The organism is Actinocorallia populi (assembly GCF_002995495.1).
Taxonomy (GTDB): Bacteria; Actinomycetota; Actinomycetes; order Streptosporangiales; family Streptosporangiaceae; genus Actinocorallia; species Actinocorallia populi.
The window spans coordinates 361,218-380,254 of record NZ_PVZV01000006.1 but is presented as its reverse complement, the minus strand read 5'-3'; the positions used below and the strand labels follow the sequence as shown (position 1 = coordinate 380,254).

The 19,037-nt window shown below is 72.5% G+C and carries 16 protein-coding genes; 5 read left to right on the top strand and 11 right to left on the bottom strand.

Annotated elements, in window-relative coordinates:
• Positions 1-18 precede the first annotated feature (18 nt).
• From C2865_RS25130 to C2865_RS25120, 3 genes are all read right to left on the bottom strand, one after another.
• Positions 19-1,365 (bottom strand): DUF2079 domain-containing protein, encoded by a 1,347-nt coding sequence (locus C2865_RS25130; protein ID WP_106401016.1) that lies wholly within the window; start codon positions 1,363-1,365, stop codon positions 19-21.
• 206 nt (positions 1,366-1,571) lie between these two features.
• Positions 1,572-2,003: a GlcG/HbpS family heme-binding protein gene (locus C2865_RS25125; RefSeq protein WP_106401015.1), complete on the bottom strand. Its 432-nt coding sequence runs from the start codon at positions 2,001-2,003 to the stop codon at positions 1,572-1,574.
• Positions 2,004-2,111: 108 nt separating this feature from the next.
• Positions 2,112-3,452 carry a jacalin-like lectin gene (locus C2865_RS25120; protein ID WP_106401320.1) on the bottom strand — a complete coding sequence of 447 codons (1,341 nt, stop codon included), beginning with the start codon at positions 3,450-3,452 and terminating at the stop codon, positions 2,112-2,114.
• A 139-nt stretch (positions 3,453-3,591) separates the two neighbouring features.
• On the opposite strand from C2865_RS25120, the gene C2865_RS25115 reads away from it, so the two are divergent.
• Positions 3,592-4,215, top strand: coding sequence for a TetR/AcrR family transcriptional regulator (locus C2865_RS25115; RefSeq protein WP_106401014.1), 624 nt, complete (start codon positions 3,592-3,594; stop codon positions 4,213-4,215).
• On the opposite strand, the gene C2865_RS25110 is transcribed toward C2865_RS25115, so the two are convergent.
• Genes C2865_RS25110 through C2865_RS25100 form a run of 3 tightly spaced genes read right to left on the bottom strand, consistent with a single transcriptional unit; the run spans position 4,203 to position 8,987 of the window.
• Positions 4,203-4,961: an ABC transporter ATP-binding protein gene (locus tag C2865_RS25110; RefSeq protein WP_106401013.1), complete on the bottom strand. Its 759-nt coding sequence runs from the start codon at positions 4,959-4,961 to the stop codon at positions 4,203-4,205. The genes C2865_RS25115 and C2865_RS25110 overlap by 13 nt on opposite strands.
• Positions 4,958-7,705, bottom strand: coding sequence for an ABC transporter permease subunit (locus tag C2865_RS25105; protein WP_106401012.1), 2,748 nt, complete (start codon positions 7,703-7,705; stop codon positions 4,958-4,960). Before C2865_RS25105 ends, C2865_RS25110 begins: the two co-directional genes overlap by 4 nt.
• 28 nt (positions 7,706-7,733) lie before the next feature.
• Entirely contained in the window at positions 7,734-8,987 is a 1,254-nt protein-coding gene (locus C2865_RS25100; RefSeq protein WP_106401011.1) for an ABC transporter substrate-binding protein, read from the bottom strand.
• A 152-nt stretch (positions 8,988-9,139) separates the two neighbouring features.
• Here C2865_RS25100 and C2865_RS41535 point away from each other — a divergent pair, with 152 nt between their 5' ends.
• Complete coding sequence (locus C2865_RS41535) at positions 9,140-11,104, top strand: WD40 repeat domain-containing serine/threonine protein kinase (RefSeq protein ID WP_157963908.1); 1,965 nt, start codon at positions 9,140-9,142, stop codon at positions 11,102-11,104.
• Positions 11,105-11,117: 13 nt separating this feature from the next.
• On the opposite strand, the gene C2865_RS25090 is transcribed toward C2865_RS41535, so the two are convergent.
• The gene (locus C2865_RS25090) at positions 11,118-11,900 is read right to left on the bottom strand and encodes a helical backbone metal receptor (protein WP_198653577.1); all 783 of its coding nucleotides are present in this window, start codon (positions 11,898-11,900) and stop codon (positions 11,118-11,120) included.
• A 60-nt stretch (positions 11,901-11,960) separates the two neighbouring features.
• Here C2865_RS25090 and C2865_RS25085 point away from each other — a divergent pair, with 60 nt between their 5' ends.
• The gene (locus C2865_RS25085) at positions 11,961-12,998 is read left to right on the top strand and encodes an NAD-dependent epimerase/dehydratase family protein (RefSeq protein ID WP_157963907.1); all 1,038 of its coding nucleotides are present in this window, start codon (positions 11,961-11,963) and stop codon (positions 12,996-12,998) included.
• 159 nt (positions 12,999-13,157) lie between these two features.
• On the opposite strand, the gene C2865_RS25080 is transcribed toward C2865_RS25085, so the two are convergent.
• A complete protein-coding gene (locus tag C2865_RS25080; protein ID WP_106401008.1) occupies positions 13,158-15,059 on the bottom strand; it encodes a serine hydrolase domain-containing protein in 1,902 nt (633 codons plus the stop codon).
• 167 nt (positions 15,060-15,226) lie between these two features.
• Between C2865_RS25080 and C2865_RS25075 the strand changes: the two genes are divergently transcribed.
• Positions 15,227-16,354 (top strand): sensor histidine kinase, encoded by a 1,128-nt coding sequence (locus C2865_RS25075; protein ID WP_106401007.1) that lies wholly within the window; start codon positions 15,227-15,229, stop codon positions 16,352-16,354.
• 5 nt (positions 16,355-16,359) lie between these two features.
• Positions 16,360-17,019, top strand: coding sequence for a response regulator (locus C2865_RS25070; protein WP_106401318.1), 660 nt, complete (start codon positions 16,360-16,362; stop codon positions 17,017-17,019).
• 16 nt (positions 17,020-17,035) lie between these two features.
• Here the strand turns inward: C2865_RS25070 and C2865_RS25065 are convergent, their stop codons facing one another.
• Genes C2865_RS25065 through C2865_RS25055 form a run of 3 tightly spaced genes read right to left on the bottom strand, consistent with a single transcriptional unit; the run spans position 17,036 to position 19,003 of the window.
• Positions 17,036-17,641, bottom strand: a complete 606-nt coding sequence (locus C2865_RS25065) for a class I SAM-dependent methyltransferase (RefSeq protein ID WP_106401317.1) — start codon at positions 17,639-17,641, stop codon at positions 17,036-17,038.
• Positions 17,642-17,681: 40 nt separating this feature from the next.
• Positions 17,682-18,503: a class I SAM-dependent methyltransferase gene (locus tag C2865_RS25060; RefSeq protein ID WP_106401006.1), complete on the bottom strand. Its 822-nt coding sequence runs from the start codon at positions 18,501-18,503 to the stop codon at positions 17,682-17,684.
• A gap of 59 nt (positions 18,504-18,562) precedes the next feature.
• Entirely contained in the window at positions 18,563-19,003 is a 441-nt protein-coding gene (locus tag C2865_RS25055) for a hypothetical protein (RefSeq protein ID WP_106401005.1), read from the bottom strand.
• Positions 19,004-19,037 lie beyond the last annotated feature (34 nt).

Below are 19,037 nucleotides of genomic sequence, written 5' to 3'. Positions count from 1 at the left end.
GGCAAAATCCGGAATGCCTTACGAGGCAGGTCTGTTCGCGGCGCTCGGGCGGTGGAAGAGCACGACGCCGCCGCTCGAGGCGAGCCGCCGGAAGCCCCTGCCGGGCAGCTCGGCCAGGGCCGCGTCCTGCTCCCCGACCGTCCGGGGGGTGTTCGAGCGGCGCTCCAGGTCGAGGGCGACCCAGTCGTAGGGGCGGCCGCTGGGATCGGGGAAGGCCACCACGGTGGTCCTTCCCGTGAGCTGCGGCACGAGGTTGTTGCCCGCGGCGACGGTCGCGCCGTCCGGGATCCGCTCGAGGAGCCCCCTGGCGGCCCGCGCGCGCGGGTCGGCACGCCAGGAGCAGTCGCCGATCGGGGTCGACGGCAGGAGGGCCAGCGCCACCAGCAGCACGGCGTACGGGGCGAGGTCCACGGGCGAGCGGGCCGGCCGCGTGCGTGCCGCGCGCAGAGCCGCCAGGCCGCCGGTCATCGCGATGAACAGGACGGGCATGAGGATCGCGTTGTAGTGGACCTCGCCCGTGCTCCAGTACAGCGGGTTGTCCGACAGGAGCCGCAGTCCCAGGGAGGGCACCGCGATCAACACCAGGGGGGATGTCAGGCAGAGGCCGAGGGTGAGCAGGAGGAGCCAGCCGACCAGGGCCGCCTTGCCCACCGGGTCGGTGAGGCCGAGCTCAGTGCCGGAGTAGGGGTAGCGCCCGGTCCGGTTGAACGCGGGGATCAGCACGAGGACGGTCAGGGGGACGGCGGCCGCACCGGCGGCGGCGACCCCCGCGCCGAGTCCGCGCCGTCCTTTCCACGCCAGGTAGGCGCCGACGGCCGCGACCGTGAATCCCATGTCCTCCTTCACCAGGAGGAGGGGCAGCGCCCAGGCCGCGGCGGCCTTCCAGCGCTCCTCGGCCAGCGCCGCCGTCGCGAACGCCAGCAGCGGCACGGCGAACGCCACCTCGTGGAAGTCGAAGGCCGCCAGGCCCTGCAGACCCCACGACGACCCGTAGGCGACGGCGATCGCGTGGCCTTTCGCCCCCAGCGTCCGGACCGCGTACCGCCCCACCGCGAGGACGGACAGCGCGATCAGCGCGGCCTGCGCCACCAGCAGCGACCCGGCGTCCGGCCAGATCCGGTGCAGCGGCGCCAGCGTCGCCAGTATCGGGTGGAAATGGTCGCCGAGAAGGTGGTAGTCGGCTCCCTTCAACGGCGAGATCGGCGGTCGGAAATCCGCATACGAGGCCACCGCCTGGTGGAATATTCCGAGATCATACCCACTCGTCCTCAACCGGGCGTGCTCGAGCAACGAGAACGAGGCGTAAAGCGCGAAGAACACAGCAGATATACCGAACGTGATGGCAATTCCGCCAGTGATCCGCATTTTCTCCCCGACCGGCACCTTCCCGAAAAATTCACTCGACGGCGAGTGAAATCGAAGATCACCGAGGCTACCGCAAGGGGCGGCCGGGGAATTCGCTCCTTCCCTGAGACGGGATTCAACAAATGCGGATAAATATTTCGTTCATGGCGAAAAGGAATCCTCCGCCCACGGACGGCGGCCGGGCGGCGTCCCGGCCGCCGCCTCGTTCAGGAGCCTGACGCGAGGAGGACGGCGAGGGCGTCCAGCGCCGCCTGTGCGCACTCGACGTCCTGTTCGGCGGTCGCGCCGCTGACGCCGATCGCGCCGAGCAGTTCGCCGTCGTGCCGGACGGGGAGGCCGCCGGGGAGTGTCGTCAGGCGGTGAGGGACCTGATCGTCGATGAGGGCGAACAGGTCGGGGTAGGTCTCGCGGATTCCCTGCATGGCGTCGCTGGGAACCCGGAAGGCCGTCGAGGAGGCGGCCTTCGCGCGGGCCACGCCGGGGCTGAACCAGGGGGCTCCGTCACCGCGGGCGACGAGGATGTCGGCTCCCCTGGCGTCGACCACGGCGACCGCGATCCGGAGGCCGTCCGCGGCGGCCCGCTCCAGCGCGGCGTCCACGGCGGCGTGCGCCGCCTTGAGCGGCAGTCTCTTTCCCATGTCCCTCACATTCTCCGGAGATAAGGACGACTTCGGCGCATTTATATCCCTCACCGGAGGATGCAGGGGCCGCGGGCTCCGAAGGAGCGCCGCGGCGGGACGGGCGGGTCAGCGGCGGGTGTAGATCATGCCCAGTTTGTTCACCTCGGTGCCGGACCTGCCGTGGTATCCGGCGATCTGCCAGCCCGGCGGGGCGGTGTGCGACACGCAGTCCGGTGTGACGGTGCCGCCGGACAGGGTGCGGCCCCGGTCGGTGGTGAACTCCACGTGGAAGATCCGGGTGCGGCCGTGCTTCCGGCCGCGGCAGAGCTTCGCCGAGACCGCGTACTCGCCGCGGTCCAGTGCCAGGGTCCTCAGGGTGCCGCCCGTCCCGCCGTGGGACAGGACCGTGCCGTCCTCCAGGGTCGCGCCGACCCGGTCGACGCGGGAGCCCGCGCGCAGCGACAGGACCGCGACCCGGGACCCGGCCTTCACGGACGGCAGGTCGCTGTAGTGGCCGCCGTGCGGGCCGCCGAACGGGTCGCTCAGCCGGAAGCCGGGGCTCTGCCGCCAGGTGAGGCCCGCCGAGATCGGGTGGTGGTCGGACAGCATGAGGCCGTCCCCGGTCAGGAACGCGGCGTGGTCGTTGCCGTAGGAGGTCGCGGTCAGCGAGATCTGCTTGTCGCCCCGGTAGAGGACCTTGTCGACGACCTCGCAGGCGGCGGTGGGGGCCGCCTTGTCGCAGACCAGCGCGGGGTCGCCCTTGGCGGGTGCCTCTCCCCCGCGGACCAGGTCCACCCACGGGTCGGCGAGTCCGTTGGCGGCGGCGAACTCGGCGATCGTGTCACCGGCGCGGGTGTAGCGGGTGTTCGTGTCGCCCATCACCACGACGGCCCTGCCGGCCGAACGGGACCGGATGAACGAGGTGAGCTGCGCCAGGTTCGCCGCGCGCGCCTTCAGGTCGCCGGGCCCGCTCCCCGCGTCCGCGTGCAGGTTGTAGAGGTCGACGTGGACGCCCTCGGCGAGCCGGACCCGCATGAAGGTGAAGCCCTTGGGGGTCAGGCAGTCCCCGGAGCCGAGCGAGCAGTCGTCCCAGGTGACGCGCTCGAAGTCGCCGGTGTCGTAGGGAAGGCCGGACAGCGTGTTCAGCCCGCTGCCCAGCCCGGCGCCGCCGCTGGTGGGCGTACGGTGCGGATGGCCGTCGGCGGCGTACAGGTAGGCGTGGTAGTTGAAGTCCTCCTGCACGTGGACGATGTCGTAGGGGCCGAGGCGTTCGCCGATCGCGGTGGTGGCGGTTCTGCGGTCGGTGGGGGCGCTGGACAGGATCTCGGGCAGCCCCGCCACGTTGTAGGTGAGGACGGTGAAGGCGCCGCCCGGGTCCGCGCGGGCGGGCAGGGCGGGGCCGGGAGCCGCCACCGAGAGCAGGGCGGAGACGGCCAAAGCGACGAGGCACCGCGACTTCGTTCCCATGACCGCCATCTGACGACGCGATCACCTCTTCGGCAAGACCCTTTTTCGCCACGGGGGCGGCGCGGGGCAACCGGTCGTTGGGACAGTCCTTACAGGAGCCATATCCGGAATGCCGTCGATTTTCCCTAGGGTGAGGAGGATGGGGGAAGAGATCACCGAAGAGCGGATCGTCGGCCTGGCCACGCGGTTGTTCGCGGGGCTGGGCTACGACCTGACCTCGCTGGAGACCATCGCCGACGCGGCCGGGGCCTCCGTCAGGGAGATCGTCGGGCTGACCGGGGGCAAACGCGAGCTCTACCTGCGGGTCATGGACCGGGTCACCGCGGCCAAGTACGCGCGGATCGAGGAGACCGTGGGCCGGGCCGGGGACGGGCGCGCGGCGGCGCACGTCTTCGCGGACGCCTTCCTCGACTTCTACGTGGAGCACCCCGAGTTCATGGCGTTGTGGATCCACCGCCAGGTGTCCGACGCCGCCGAGATCGACGAGATCGAGGACCGGTACGCGCGGCCCGTGCTGCGGCTGGTCGCGCGCAAGATCGGGCACGAGGCCCCGGAGGGGTTCGGCGCCTACCCCCTCATGGGCGTCGTGATCTGGTCCGCGATCGGCTTCCTCGGCTCCGGCATCCTCGCGCCCGGCCACGGCATGCTGTACGCCGACGACCCGGCCGCGGTGGAGATCTTCCGCTCCCTCCTGCACACCACCGTCGACCGGATTCTCGGCCCCGGGGCCGCCCCGCCCCCCGGTGGGGCTCAGCCCAGGTAGGCGGCGCGGACGGCGGGGTCCTCGCGGATCCCGGCGGGCGTCCCCTCGGCGATGACCTCGCCCAGGTCGAGGACGATGACGCGCTCGCAGGCGTCCATGACGAACCCGACGTCGTGCTCGACCAGCAGGACCGTGGTGTCCAGGCCGGCCACGACGGCGGCGAAGCGGGCGCTCTGGTCGGCGTCCAGGCCGGAGGTGGGCTCGTCCAGGAGCAGCACGGACGGCTCGTCGACGATCGCGCGGGCCAGTTCGACCATGCGGCGGCGGCCGATGGGCAGGTCCGCGGCGTGGGCTCCCGCCAGGTCCGCGAGGCCGCACCGGTCCAGGGCCTCCAGGGCGCGCTCGCGCCGCCGCCTCTCGCGGCGCCCGCGGGCGGGCAGGGCCAGGAGGTCGCCGGCGAGGCCTCCGCCGCCGCCGTGCCATTCCAGGGCGGCGAGCACGTTGTCCAGGACGGTCAGGCGCCCGAACACCTGCGGGCGCTGGAAGGTCCGGCGCACCCCCAGCCGGGAGCGGCCCAGCGCCCCGGTGGCCGTCACGTCCGACCCGTGCAGCAGGACCGAGCCGGCCGTGGGGCGGCGCAGGCCGGTCACCACGTCGAAGAGCGTCGTCTTGCCCGCCCCGTTGGGGCCGATGACCCCGCAGGTCCGGCCGGCCTCCACCGAGAACGTCACGCCGTTCAGGGCGCGGACGCCGCCGAAGTCGACGCCCACCCCCCGCACCTGGATGGCCGGGTCAGCCGTCTTCACCGTGCGCCCTCCAACGCGCCGAGGTAGGCGCTGGTCAGCAGATCGTCGTCGACTTCGGCCCGTGCCCCGCTCCACACGACGCGGCCGAGCCGCATGAACGCCACGGTGTCGGCCAGCGCGAGCACCCCGGTGGCCTTCTCCTCGACCACGAGCAGCGCCGCTCCCCCGCTCCGCAGCTCGTCGAACAGCTCGAAGACCTGGTCGACGACGCGCGGGGCCAGACCCAGGGAGGGCTCGTCGGCGATCAGGACGCGCGGCGGGCGGACGAGGGCGGGCGCGAGGGCCAGCATCTGCTGCTCGCCCCCGGAGAGGGCTCCCGCGGCGATCGTCCGCCGGTCGGCCAGCGCGGGGAGGCGGTCGTAGGCCTCGGCGCGGGAGGCGGCGTCCGGGAGGCGGAGGGCGAGGTTCTCCTCGACCGTCAGGCCGGGGAACACCCCCCGTCCCTCGGGCGCGAGGAAGACTCCCGCGCCCGCCCGCCGGTGCGCGGGGAGCGCGGTGACGTCGGCGCCGTCGAGGCGTACCCGGCCGGTGGTCAGCGGCACGATCCCGGCCGCCGCCAGGCATGTCGTGGACTTCCCGGCGCCGTTGGCGCCCAGCAGCGCCACCACCTGTCCGGGGGCCACGACCAGGTCGACGCCGCGCAGCACCGTCGTGTCGCCGTAGCCAGCGACCGCGCCTTCCAGGCGCAGCGCCTCGACCGGGGCCCGCTCCTCACCCGTGGCGGGCGACGGCTCCCGGACGGTGGCGGAAGGGCCTTCCGTCTTCGACGGCCGTGCCAGGTCGAGGGGAGCGACGTCCTGCGCGGCCGCCGCCTGCGCCAGTTCCCTCTGCTCGCGTTCGCGGCGGCGCCGGTAGCGCTGTTCGGCGGCCTGGGAGAGGACGCCGTCGGGGTGCATGGCCAGCGCGATGCCGCCCAGCCCGAACAGGATCGACCCCACGTGCTGGGAATCGGTGAACAGGTGCAGGACCTCCGGTACGAACACCATGAACATGCCGCCCAGCACGGCGCCGCCGACCCTGCGCACGCCCTGGACGACGACGACCGCGAGCCAGACGAAACCGGTGGCCGCGGGCAGGTCCGTGGTGGTGATCAGCCCGTTGAAGACCCCGAACAGCACACCGCCGAGCCCGGCGATCGCCGCGGACATCACGAACAGAGTGATCTTGGTGCGGGTCGCGGAGATCCCGATGACCTGCGCGGCCGACGGCGCCGAGCGCACCGCCAGGATCGCCCGCCCCGACGCCGAGCGCTCCAGGTTGCGGATCAGCAGCCCGACCAGGGCGATCAGCGCCAGCAGCAGCACCACCCGGGTGCGGGGGTCGTTGGTGTCGGCGAACCCCAGGGAGATCGCGGGCATCTGCCAGCCCAGGGTGCCGTTGCCGAAACCGTCGATCTGGAACAGCACCTGGTCGGCCAGGAGCGCCAGGGCGAGGGTGGCCAGGGTGAGCACCTTGCCGCCCAGCCGCAGCGCGGGCAGCGCCACCACGACCCCGGCCACGGCTGCCGCCGCGATCCCCAGCACGAGCGCGAGCCCGAACGGCAGGCCCTTGCTGAGCGCGAGCCCCACGGTGAGGGCGGCCAGGGTGGCGAAGGCGGCCTGGGCGAGATTGACCATGCCGCCGATGCCGGTGACGACCACGAACGAGCAGAAGATCAGCGCGAACAGCAGCCCCTGGGAGACGACCCCGATCCAGTAGGTGTCGCCGATGGTGAACATCCACACCAGCAGCACCGCCGGCGACACGCCCCAGGGCAGGGCCCGCCGCCAGCGCGGCAGGTCCGCCAGGTAGTCCGGCGGGGGCGGGTCCTCGGCGATGGAGCCGGCCACCCGGTCGCGCGAGCGGTTGAGGACCAGCAGCCCGGCGAACAGCAGCAGGACCGGCACAGCCGTCCGGATCCCGGTGACGTCCTGCGCGAAATCCCCGTATCCGGCGACGAGGTTCTGCAGGACGCCCAGCGCGAGTCCGGCGGCGAACGTCACCGGGATCGAAGCCAGGCGACCGAACACCGCGGCGGTCGCGGAGGTGAACAGCAGGACGAGGAAGGCCGCCGAGTCCAGGCCCACGACGGGCACGATCAGCACGCCCGCCACCGCCGCCAGCGTCGAACCCAGCATCCATGCCTGGGCCGAGGCGCGGTCGACGTCCACGCCCCGCAGTTCGGCCAGCGTGCGGCGGTCGACCGCCGCGCGCATCCGCAGCCCCAGCGGGGTGCGGCGCATCAGCGCCCACAGCGCCGCGGCCGTCAGCGCCGCGACGGTGAAGGCGATGAGCTGGTCGGAGTCCAGGGTGATCCCGGCGAACTCCCAGGTCTCCACGGGCCGCGGTCCCAGGCCGCGGGCCGCGCCGCCCTCGGTGACGCCGGGCAGGGAGAGCCCGAACACGCCGTTGAGCAGGTCGATGGCGCCCAGGCCGAGTGCGGGCAGCGCGATGGTCAGGCCGATGGTCGCGACGATCTGCGCGGTCTCCCCCGCCGAGGAGAGCCGCCGGAACATCGTCAGGTGCAGCAGGTAGCCCAGCAGCGGGCCGGCGACGGCGACCGCGACCGGCCCCGCGATCCAGGTGGGCCAGCCGGCGCCGACGGTGAGTTCGAAGAACAGCAGCGCGGCGACGAAGCCGACCGCGCCGTGCGCGAAGTTGAACACCCCGGTGGTGGCGTAGGTGAGGGTCAGGCCCGAGCCCATGAGGGCGAAGACCGCCCCGGTCACCAGGCCGCTGAGGATGTAGCCGATGAGTTCCGTCATAGATCACCTCAAGGCGCGGCGGACGGGATCAGCCGACGTTGTCGAAGCACTCCAGGTGCCGGGCGAGCTCGAACCCGCCGCCCTTGATGCGCACCAGCGCGCCGCAACCGGTGGGCTGTGTCTTGTTCTGCGGGTAGGCGACGCGCCCGAATCCGGGGTTCTCGTAGGAGAAGCCGTCGGCGGCCCTGAGGAAGTTCTCGCGGGTGAGGTCCTTGCCCGTCTTCTCCAGCATCTTCAGGAAGACGTCCGCCGCCCAGTAGCCGGTGGCCATGTGCTGGCTGAACACCAGGTCGCCGCCGCCGGCCTTCCGCAGGTCGGCCTTCATCTGGACGATCTCCGGGATATCGGACTCGAACGGCTCGAGCTGCGGCGCGGCGTAGACGCCTTCGAGCGCCGCGACGCTCTGCGGGTCGGCCATGACCTTGGGGTCGTAGCTGGTCGCGTCGGTGATGGCGCCCTTGTAGCCGGCCTTCTTCAGCGCGGTGTAGAAACCGCCGTTGTGCTTGGTGCCCGACATGACGGACACCACGACGTCCGGCGGGCCGCCGCCGTCGCTCTCCATGACCTTGTTGACGTAGGGCAGCCAGTCCTGCGGCGGGGCCGCGGCCGGTACCGACGACGACAGCCCGACGAGCTCGAACCCGGACGCCTCGAACGACCTGGAGATCATCTCCGCGCCGATCTTGCTGGAGGAGGTGTCGGTGGACTGCACCCAGACGCTCCCGTCCGTGCCGCCCAGCTCCGCGCCGAGCTGGGCCGCCCACCAGGACGGGATCTTCTCGCCCCGCTGCGGCGTCAGGCACCCGTTGAACCCGAAGGCCGTGGACAGCCCGCACCAGGCCGGGTTGGTCATCCAGCCGAACCACGGCACCTTCTGCTGGTCGAGATACTCGGCTCCGCCGAAGGCCGGAGCGCTGACGGGGACGACGGCGAAGACGTCCTCCTTGTCGACGAGCCGCCGCGCGGCGGTCACACCCGTCGCGGACGTCATCGCGTCGTCCTCGGCGCCGAGGAACTCCACGGTCCTGCCGTGCACGCCGCCCTCGGCGTTGGCACGTTCGAAACGGGCCCTGGCGCCCAGCTCGGCCTCGGCCGAGGAGTAGCCGATCGCGCTGGTCTCGGTGACGATGCCCGCCACCTTCACCGTCTTGTCGGTGACCCCCTGGGAACCGGAGCCCCCGGAGGAGGCGGTCTCGGTGGCGCAGGCGGCGAGCAGGGCGGCGAGGCCGATCCCGGCGGCGGACTTGAAGAACATCCCGGAGCGGAGACGGAACGAGGGCATGGGACTCCTCCACACGGAAGAACGGCGGGGTCCGGTCGCGACCTTATTTATTTTATACGATTAATTTTATCCCGTACAGATACCCCGTGCCGGGACACGACGGCACCGTCATCCCCGATCCGCCGGGTTCGACCTCGTTAGGATGGTGTGCCGTGGCGGATGCTGGCGATCGGATCAACGGGCGTTACAGGCTGGTCGAGCCGGTCGGGTCGGGGGGCATGGGACGCGTCTGGCGCGCCGAGGACGAGGTGCTCGGCCGTGAGGTCGCGGTCAAGGAGCTCCTGCTCGACGCGAGGCTGGACGACGAGGAGCGGCGGGTCCTCGTCGAGCGGATGTCGCGCGAGGCGCGGCTGGCGGCGCGGCTCACCCATCCGGCCATCGTCACGGTGCACGACGTCGTCGAACACGACGGCATGCCCCTGATCGTCATGGAGCTGCTGAAGGGCATGCCGCTCGACCGGACCGTCAAGACGGCGGGACGGCTGACCCCCACCCGCGTGGCGGAGATCGGGCTGGCCGTCGCCGAGGCGCTCCGGACCGCGCACAAGGCCGGCATCCTGCACCGGGACCTCAAACCCGCCAACGTCATGCTCGACGAGCGGCGGGTGGTGCTCACCGACTTCGGGATCGCCCGGCTGTCGGGCGACCCCCGGATCACCCTGACGGGCGCGCTGCTGGGCACGCCCGCCTACATGTCCCCCGAGCAGGCGCGCCGGGACGAGGACCTCGGTCCCGCCTCGGACCTGTGGTCGCTCGGGGCGACCCTCTACACCGCGGTGGAAGGACGCTCCCCGTTTCCCGGCAACAGCTTCGTGGCCGTCCTCGCACTGCTCATGAAGGGCGAGTTCGACCCGCCCGAACACGCCGGGCCGCTGACGTCCCTGCTCCACGAGCTGCTGCGGCCCGACCCCGAGCAGCGCCCCACCATCGCCGAGACGATCGGGACCCTGAGCGAGATCGCCACCCCGTGGCGGCACTCCACCCCGCTCCCCGCCGCCTCCGCCACGGTCGTCGAGAGCGGACCTCCCGCGGCCGTGGAGAGCACGCGCCCCCTCCCCGGCTCCGACGCGCCGGAGCCGGAGCCCGTCGAACCTCCGGCGCCCCGGCCCTCGCGCTCGATCGGACGCCGGTCCGTGCTGCTGGCCGCCGCCGGGATCCTCGGCTCCGCGGGCACCGCGGCGGCCCTGTTCACCCGCGACTCCGGGCGGACCTCCGACCGGCACGCTCCCGCGCCCCCGTCGGCGCTCGCGCAGGACGGCGCCGCGCTGACGGACCACACCGACCGGATCGACGCCCTGGCCTTCCACCCGAAACGCCCGCTCCTGGCCAGCGGGTGCTGGGACGAGACCGTGCGCCTGTGGGACACCGGCACCCGCGACTCGCGCACCCTCACCGGCCACCGGGGCCCGATCACCTGCGCCGCCTTCACCCGCGACGGCTCGGCCCTCCTGACGGGCAGCTGGGACCGCCGCATCCTGGCCTGGGACGTCGACCGGGCCGCCGAGGACGGCGCCTACACCGGCCACACCGACATCGTCTACGCCCTGGCGCCCTCCTCCGACGGCCGGCTGCTGGCGAGCGGCGGCAAGGACGCGACCGTACGCGTCTGGTCGATGAAGGACCGCCGCGTGCTCCGCACCCTGCGCGGACACTCCGGCACCGTCTACGCCGTCGCCTTCCACCCCGACGGCTCCACGCTGGCCTCCGCGGGCGCCGACGGCAAGGTCCGCCTGTGGGATCCGGCCACCGGCGACCTCCTCGCCTCGCTCACCGGCCACACCGGCGAGGTCTCCACCCTGGCCTACACCTCAGACGGCGTCCTGGCCTCCGCGGGCGAGGACCGGACCATCCGGCTCTGGAAATCCGACGCCGCCGCCGGCGTCCTGAAGGAGCACCCGAGCACCGTCTCCGCCCTGGCCTGCCACCCCTCCGACGGGACGCTCTACGCCGCCGACCTCGGTCACGCCCTCCGTCACTGGAATCCCGCCACCGGGGACTTCCGCTCCGTCCCCACCCCGCACACCGACCGCATCGACGCCCTGGCGCTCTCCCCCGACGGCGCCGTCCTCGCCTCCGCCTCCTGGGACCGCACCCTGCGCCTGTGGCGCCCCGCCTGAGGGCGACCCTTCCTCAGGACGGGCCTGCGAGCGCCTCTCGCAGACGGGACGGGGCGTCGACGAGGGACGGCCCGTACCAGGTGAGGTCGCGGCCGGAGACCAGGGCCGTCTCCAGACCGGGGAAACACTCAGGACCGTCGGCGGGGCCGAAGGCGTAGGGCTCGTCGGGGAGGACCACGAGGTCCGGCGCGGCCGCGAGGATCTCCTCGATCGGGATCCTGGGATAGCGCTCGGGGTGGCCGGCGTAGACGTTGGCGACGCCGAGCCGGGCCAGGACGTCTCCGGCGAAGGTGTCCCGGCCGACGACCATCCAGGGGCGGCGCCAGATCGGGATGACGGCCCGGCGCGTGCCGGGCCCGGGAGCGGGATGGTCCGACCACGCACGTCCGGCGGCCTCCAGCCAGGACGGCGCCGGGAGGCCGCAGGCCTCGGTGAGCATGCGGCGCAACGACGTCAGGGCCTCGTCCACGGTACGGATCACGGTGACCCAGACCGGGATGCCCGCCGCGCGCAGCGCTTCCAGGTCGGGGACACGGTTCTCCTCCTCGTTGGCCAGGACGAGGTCGGGCCGCAGCCCGATGACGCGCTCCACGTCCGGGTTCTTGGTGCCCCGGACACGGGGAACGTCGAGGCTCTGCGGGTGCGTGCACCAGTCGGTGGCGCCCGCCAGGAGGCCGGGCGCGGTGGCCGCCACCGACTCGGTCAGGGACGGGACCAGGGAGACGACCCGCTCCACCCGGCCGGGGAGGCGCACGCGTACGCCGGTGTCGTCCTCGAGTTCATGCGGGTCCGCCATCACCCGCTGATCGTCTCTCCGCAGGCCCGAAACCCACAAATCTCATACTATATTCAACCCGTGACGAACAAAGGCGGACCCGCGCTGGTCATCGGCGCCAGCGGATTCCTGGGCGGGCACGTGGTGCGGGCGCTGGCCGCACGAGGACGCGAAGTGCGGATCCTGGCCCGGCCCTCCAGCGACCTCTCCGGTCTGGACGGGCTCGCCTACGACAAGCGGATCGGGGACCTGGCCGACAAGAAGACGCTGCTCGACGCCATGAAGGGATGCGGAACGATCTTCCACGGTGCGGTCGACACGCGCGCGTGGCTGAGCGACCCCGCCCCGCTCTACCGCACGAACGTCGACGGGCTGGTCAACTCCATGGAGGCCGCGCTGGAGACCGGGGTCGAACGGTTCGTGCACACCGGGACCATCGGGACCATCGGCGTCCACGCGGGGCGGCCCGTCACCGAGGACGACGCCTTCAACTGGTACGACCGGGCCCCGCAGTACCTGCGTTCCCGGGCGGACGGGGAGAAGAAGTTCTTCGAGTACTGCAGGGAGCGAGGGCTGCCCGGCATCTCGTTGTGCGTGGCCAACACCTACGGCCCGCACGACCGGCAGCCCACACCGCACGGCGAACTCCTGTGGCAGGCCGCCAAGGGCACGATGCCGTTCGTCCTCAACGCCGGAGTGCCCTGGGTGGACGTGCGGGACGCGGCCGAGGCCCTTCTCCTCGCCGAGGACAAGGGCAGGACCGGAACCCGCTACATCGTGTCCGCCGGACATGTCACCCAGACCGAACTGCACGCACTGGCCGCCGCGGTACTCGGCAAACGACCACCGCGAACGATGCCGGTACGACTGGCGCTCGCCGCGGCCCGAGCGAGCCACCTCGTGTCCCGCATCCGCGGCCTGCACGACCAGCGGCTCTGCCCGGATTCGATCGTGCTGGCCACGGCTTTCGGCCCCCTCGACTCGGCCCGGACGCGCGAAGATCTCGGCTGGACGCCCCGCCCGCTGGAGGAGAGCGTCCAAGACGCCGTGCGGTGGTTCTCCGAACACCACCTCAGCACGTCCCGCGACGCAGAACCCTCCCCGGACGCTCCCCGGTAACGGTGCCGTCCGCCAGGGCAAGGCGTCCGCCCTCACCCTCCACGAGCGGGCGGTCTGCCTGCACACCCCGAACCAGATGGGCCGCCTGCTCACCCCGGACGGCCGCGCCACCGGTTACGTCGCCCCCTTCTCGGGCTGACCCGCTCCGGCCGTCCGCTGTCAGGGCAACTGCCAGCCGAGCAGGTTCCACTGCCACAGGAACCAGACGAAGGGGATCACAGCCGGCAGGAGGAGCACCTGGTGGATGCGGGAGGCGAGCCCTGCATCCGAGCCCCGCCACGCCCTGACGGTGAGGAAAGCACCGGCTGCGGACGTCACAAGGGCGAGCGGCGGCAGCCCCAGGAGCATTCGGAAGGACAGCGGAGTGCCGTAGAGGAACACACCGGTGTTGAAGAACAGCGTGAGCGCCAGCAGGATCAGGAAGACCAGGGTCAGGAGCGACGACACCGCGATCAGGGAGCGGGCCCTGCGCCAAGAAGGGGTCGCGGAGGACTGCCGCGCGAAGGCACGCCGCCACAGAGCCGACGCCGGAACGGCCAGGGCGGTCAGGCCGAGGACGGCGAGCACCAGAAGGACCGCCAGGTTGACCGGCAGGGTCTCACCCCGGCTCATCAGCTGGTAGGCGGGGCCGTCGGTCGCCACATAGCGCTCGCCGTCCCTGCCCTCGAGGAAGACCAGGTGGTCCTTGCCGTTCTCCCGTACGTAGAGGCCGTCGTCCCGGCGGGTCCATTTGCCGCCCTTGAAGTGCACGGCCCCGTCTCCGTCGACCTTGAGACGCATCTGGCCGAGCAGGGTGTTGAGCTTCTCGACCGTCGAGGCGGCGTGCCGGGTCGGCTTGTAGAAGCCGGGCCGAGGGTCGGCGGGCTTCATCCGCGCGGTGGCGAGGGGAGCGGCGTGTTCCTCGGGGGACGCCGGAGCGGGGACGAAACGCTCGAAGAAGGCATCGATGAGGGGAGCGGCGGCCTCGCCGCCGTTGGTGCCGTTGGTCGAGACGAACAGGCCGAGGTCGCAGCCCGGCACCAGGAGCAGCGCGCTCTGGAAGCCCTCCCAGCTGCCGTCGTGCATCAGGACGCGGCGGCCGTCGCGGATGCGGTCCATGAAGCCGTGGGCGTAGCCCCCCAGGCGGGGGTCGGCGGCATAGGAGCGGGTGTGCATCAGGGCCGCGGTGGCCGGTGAGAGGAGACCGCGGCCCCGGTCGAGGTGGGCGGCCATGAAGCGGGCGACGTCGTCGGCCGTGGCGCTGATCGACCCGTCCGGCGCCAGCTGGCCGAAGGTGAAGGGAATCGGCTCGGGGGGCTCGATGTCGAAGTCGTAGCCGACGGCGAGGTCGCCTGCGAGGGCCGCGGGAACCGGCTCGGACGCGGTGCTGCGCGTCATGCCGAGGGGCTCGAGCAGATGCTTCCGGACGTAGCGGTCGTAGGGTTCGCCGCTCGTCTGCGCCACGATGTGCCCGGCGAGGGCCGCACCGTAGTTGGAGTAGGCCGAGATCTCACCAGGCGGGCGGACTCGGGCGGGCATCGCGTCGGCGAGGTACTCCTCCAGCGGCTCCACGTCCTCCTCGCTGCGCGCGCCGGTGCCGATGACGGTGTCCTCGAAACCGGAGGTGTGGTTCATCAGCGTGCGCAGCGTCACCGGCTCGGGAAACGTCGCGGGGATCCGGAAGGTCTTCAGGTAGCGGTTCACGTCGGTGTCCAGGTCGAGCCGCCCGGCTTCGACCTGCTGCATCACGGCCGTCCAGGTGAACAGCTTGCTGATCGACGCGATGCGCACCAGGGAGCGGGAGGCGTCGAAAGGCGTTCCCTCCTCCTTGTCGGCCAGGCCGTAACCGCCGGAGAAGACGGTCTTCCCGCCGGAGACCACCGAGACCACCGCGCCCGGCACGCGGTCCCGGGCGAGCCGCTCGGGCACGGCGGTGCCGAAGAAATCGGCCAGTGCCGCCCGTTCCGGGCTCGGGCAGCCGGGGGGCGCGGCCCCGGCGGGCCCCGGACCCGCCAGAACGGCGGCGCCGGCCGTCAGAGCGAGCAGGACTCCGCCCACCAGGCGTGACGAACGTGTACTCATCGGCTCTCCTCGATGCGATCGGATGCCGATCAGCGTGCCGACGGGCGGCCCCTGCGCACATCGGAGCACAAGCCACGACCGGCTCCGACTTTCGTCGGAGACCGAACACGGATTTTCTCCACCAAAGGGGCATGGGCGCGGGTCCACACCGTCCCTAGGCTGCTCCCATGGAGATCCCCCTCGCCGGTCGGCGCGTGCCGGCGCCTGGCAGCCGCGTCCTCGACGGGGCCCTGGTGCTGGGATGCCTCTTCCTCACCGCCCTCGCGGTGAAGACCCCGTGGGCGTCCGCGCCGAGGCCCGTCATCGCGGCCGCCGGGATAGCGGCGAGCCTGGCGCAGTGGCCGGGCCGCCGCCACCCGTACGTCGCCGCCCTGGCGGGCTCGGTCGCCTACCCGCTGACGGGCGGCCCGGGACCGCTGCTGGCGGGGCTCTACGCGGGAGCGGCATACGGAGCGCGACGGCTCCTGTGGGTGCCGGCGATCGCGGGCTGGGCCGGGGTCACCGGCTGGTCGTGGCTCAACGAGGGGGCCCCGGACGCGGACGACGCCGTCTTCTCGGCGCTGCTCGTACTGCCGCCGCTCGGACTCGGGGCCTACCTGGCCGTACAGCGCGAACTGAAGGAGTCGTTGCGGGAGCGGGCCGAACGAGCCGAGACCGAACGGCTGCTGCGCGACGAGCAGGCCCGCTCCGCCGAGCGCACCCGGATCGCAAGGGAGATGCACGACGTGCTGGCGCACAAGGTCTCGCTGATCGCCCTGCACGCCGGAGCCCTGGAACTGGGCGCGGAGGGCGACCCGGAACGCGTCCGGCAGGGCGCCGGGCTGATCCGGGTCACCGCGCGAGAAGCCCTGCAGGAGCTGCGCACCGTCCTGGGCGTGCTGAGGACCGGCGGAGACGAGGACACCATGGCCGAACCGTTCACCGATCTGGAGTCGCTGATACACGCGTCCGCTCAGGCCGGACAGGAGGTCGAACTGCGCGACGACGCCGGGGAACTGCCGCCGGACGTGGCACGGGTCGTCCACCGGGTCGTGCGGGAAGGGCTCACCAACGCCCGCAAGCACTCCCCCGGCTCACCGGTGGCCGTCTCGGTGCGCAAGGACGGCCGGGAGGTGACGGTGCTGGTGGAGAACCCGGCGGGACGGACCGCACCGATGGACCTGCCCGGTTCGGGCTCGGGCCTGACCGGCCTCGCCGAACGGATCAGGCTGGCGGGCGGGACGATGGACGGCGGGCCCGCCGGTGACGGAGGCTGGCGGCTGCGGGCCCGCGTCCCGGTCGAAGGAGCGCGGTGAACCCGGTGGTCTCCGTCCTGCTCGCCGACGACGAGGCGCTGGTCCGGGTCGGCCTGCGCATGATCCTCGAGACGTCCGGGGACCTGGAGGTCGTCGGGGAGGCCGAGGACGGCCGCACCGCGATCGAGGCCGCGCGCAGGCTCCGGCCCGACGTGGTGCTGATGGACATCCGCATGCCCCGCATGGACGGCGTGGCCGCCACCGCCGAACTGCGCGCCGGCGACCACCCGCCCGCGGTGATCGTCCTGACCACCTTCACCGCCGACGACCACGTCTTCCAGGCCCTGGAGGCCGGAGCGTCCGGTTTCCTCCTGAAGGACACCCCGCCGCTGGACCTGATCCGCGCCGTCCGCCTCGCGGCCTCGGGCGGATCCGTGCTCTCCCCTGCCGTCACCCGCCAGGTGATCGCCCACTTCACGGCCTTCGCCGCCGGGGACCGGGCCCGCCGCCGCGAGGCCCTCTCCCGGCTGGATCCGCTGACCGCCCGCGAACGCCAGGTCCTCGTCGAGATCGGCCAGGGCCGCTCCAACGCCGAGATCGCCGCCCGCCTCCACATGAGCGAAGCGACCGTGAAAAGCCACATCACCCGGCTCTTCGAGAAGCTCTCCGCCACCAACCGCGTCCAGCTCGCGATGGCGGCCTTCCGCGCCGGCCTCGTCGGGTGACGCGGAAGTGCGCCCGTCAGCGGCGGTGGACGCTCACGGCGTAGCCGCCGCCGTCGTAGGGGTCGGCGTCCCAGGTGGCGAAGCGGTCGACGAGGGTGAGGCCCGCCGCGGCGCAGTGGGCGTCGTACTCGTCCAAGGTGATGCTCGGCGGGACGGGCAGGTGGGCGCGGTCGAGGCCGAAGCCCGCGACGAGCAGGCCGCCGGGCTTCAGGGCCGCCGCGAGCCTGCGTGCCACCTCTCCCTCGGTGCCGGAGGCGAGCAGCGGGAAGATGTTGCCCGCCGCCACCACGAGGTCGAAGTCGCCGGGGATGCCGAGCGCGGCGGGGTCGAACCCGGCCAGGTCGGCCTGGAACCACGGCAGGTCCGGCGCGGCCTTCCGCGCGACGGCCAGCATGGACTCGTCCAGGTCCACGCCCACGCAGTCGTAGCCGAGCTCCGCGAGGCGGATCATGACGCGTCCGGTGCCGCAGCCGGCGTCCAGGATCCGCGACCCCGGCGGGACGAGCGCCGCGCAGAACCGCGCCTCCCCGTGCAGGTCCTTCCCCGACTCCGCCAGCGCCGCGAACCGCGCGGCGTAGTCCTCCCCGGACGTCCCTCCGGTGAGCTCTTCCCAACGACTCATGCCCGCCAGCATAGGCCGCGCCGCCCCCGCCACGCGGAACTCAGAACTCGAAGCGGAACAGCTTCAGCTCGTTCCGCAGCGGGGGGATGAGGCTGAGCACCCGGTACAGGCAGCGGTAGAAGCGCGAGGGGATCACGGGGTACCGGGCCAGCGGCGCGACCTCCTCGATGCGCCGGAGGCGCGGGTTCCACTGTTCGAGCTCCCAGGCGTTGCGGGTCGCCCAGTGCATGCCGAAACCCCGGTAGGCCCGGGGAAGCCGTTCGGAGATCCGCACGACCCAGGGCGCGACGCCGTCGAACAGCAGCGTCCCGGTGGTGAAGCGGTCCGTCAGGCGTTCCAGCAGGCGGCGGACCTCCTGCTCCTCCAGGTACATCAGCAGCCCCTCCGCGATGGCGAGCACCGGCCGGTCCCAGGGGACCTCCTCCCACCACCGCGACTCGGTCACCGACGCGCCGATCGTCCGGTGGCCCTCCCGGTCGGGAAAGAGCCTCCGGCGCAGCTCGGCCACCTCCGGGAGGTCGACGTCGAACCAGAGGACCCCCGGCGGGACGTCCAGCCGGGACGCCCGGCTGTCCAGCCCGCAACCGAGCTGCACCACGACGGCGTCGGGATGGCGGGCGAGGAAGTCCGCGGCCCACAGGTCGAGCTGCCTGGCCCGCAGGACCACCAGGTACCGGTCGCCGGCCGTCAGCCGCATCTTCAGCGAACCGAGACCGAAGTCGCCGCCGAGCCGGCGCACCGCCTCCGACGCGGCGCGATCCTTGAGGATCGACTCCTTCGAACGGCTCTCCACCGCCCGCAGGTACAGCGTCACCAGCGCCGTCCACTCCACTCCCGAGAGCTCCGCGCCCCGCTCGCCCATCCGTCCCCCGCACCCCGATCGAACCCTGATGCGTCAGGTCCTTCCCCGATCCCGGGGACTCAGCCCGCACCGGGGCGGACGACCATCAGGACGACGACGGCCGCCCACAGGAGGTTGAAGACGCCCGTGAGCATGTGCAGGCGGGAGATCGCCGGTCTGCCCTCGGGAGCCGGGTCGGCCAGGAGGCGGCGCTGGGTGGGGATGATGGCCAGCTCCAGGACCGCCGCGGCGAGGACCGTCAGGATCACCGAGGCGATCAGCCAGTGCTCGGCCAGGACGCCGAGGCGGACTCCGGTGGCGAAGCCGAAGACCGGGACGGCGATGCCCACGAGGGCGTAGCCGCGGCAGACGCGGTGGAGGATCTCGGCGGTCCGGACGGCCTGCCCGTCCCCCTCCAGGACCGCGCCCATGTGGCGGGGGAACAGGGATCCGGCGACGGTGATCGGGCCGATCGCCAGGATCGCGGCCAGGACGTGCAGGGTCAGCAGCAGCTCGGTCAACGGGTCCTCCTCCGGGGTAGGCGGCCAATAGATT

Coding starts and splice junctions, on each gene's coding strand:
- C2865_RS25130 (WP_106401016.1), bottom strand. CDS start 1,365: ATGCGGATCACTGGCGGAATTGCCATCACGTTCGGTATATCTGCTGTG.
- C2865_RS25125 (WP_106401015.1), bottom strand. CDS start 2,003: ATGGGAAAGAGACTGCCGCTCAAGGCGGCGCACGCCGCCGTGGACGCC.
- C2865_RS25120 (WP_106401320.1), bottom strand. CDS start 3,452: ATGGGAACGAAGTCGCGGTGCCTCGTCGCTTTGGCCGTCTCCGCCCTG.
- C2865_RS25115 (WP_106401014.1), top strand. CDS start 3,592: ATGGGGGAAGAGATCACCGAAGAGCGGATCGTCGGCCTGGCCACGCGG.
- C2865_RS25105 (WP_106401012.1), bottom strand. CDS start 7,705: ATGACGGAACTCATCGGCTACATCCTCAGCGGCCTGGTGACCGGGGCG.
- C2865_RS25100 (WP_106401011.1), bottom strand. CDS start 8,987: ATGCCCTCGTTCCGTCTCCGCTCCGGGATGTTCTTCAAGTCCGCCGCC.
- C2865_RS25090 (WP_198653577.1), bottom strand. CDS start 11,900: ATGGCGGACCCGCATGAACTCGAGGACGACACCGGCGTACGCGTGCGC.
- C2865_RS25080 (WP_106401008.1), bottom strand. CDS start 15,059: ATGAGTACACGTTCGTCACGCCTGGTGGGCGGAGTCCTGCTCGCTCTG.
- C2865_RS25075 (WP_106401007.1), top strand. CDS start 15,227: ATGGAGATCCCCCTCGCCGGTCGGCGCGTGCCGGCGCCTGGCAGCCGC.
- C2865_RS25065 (WP_106401317.1), bottom strand. CDS start 17,641: ATGAGTCGTTGGGAAGAGCTCACCGGAGGGACGTCCGGGGAGGACTAC.
- C2865_RS25060 (WP_106401006.1), bottom strand. CDS start 18,503: ATGGGCGAGCGGGGCGCGGAGCTCTCGGGAGTGGAGTGGACGGCGCTG.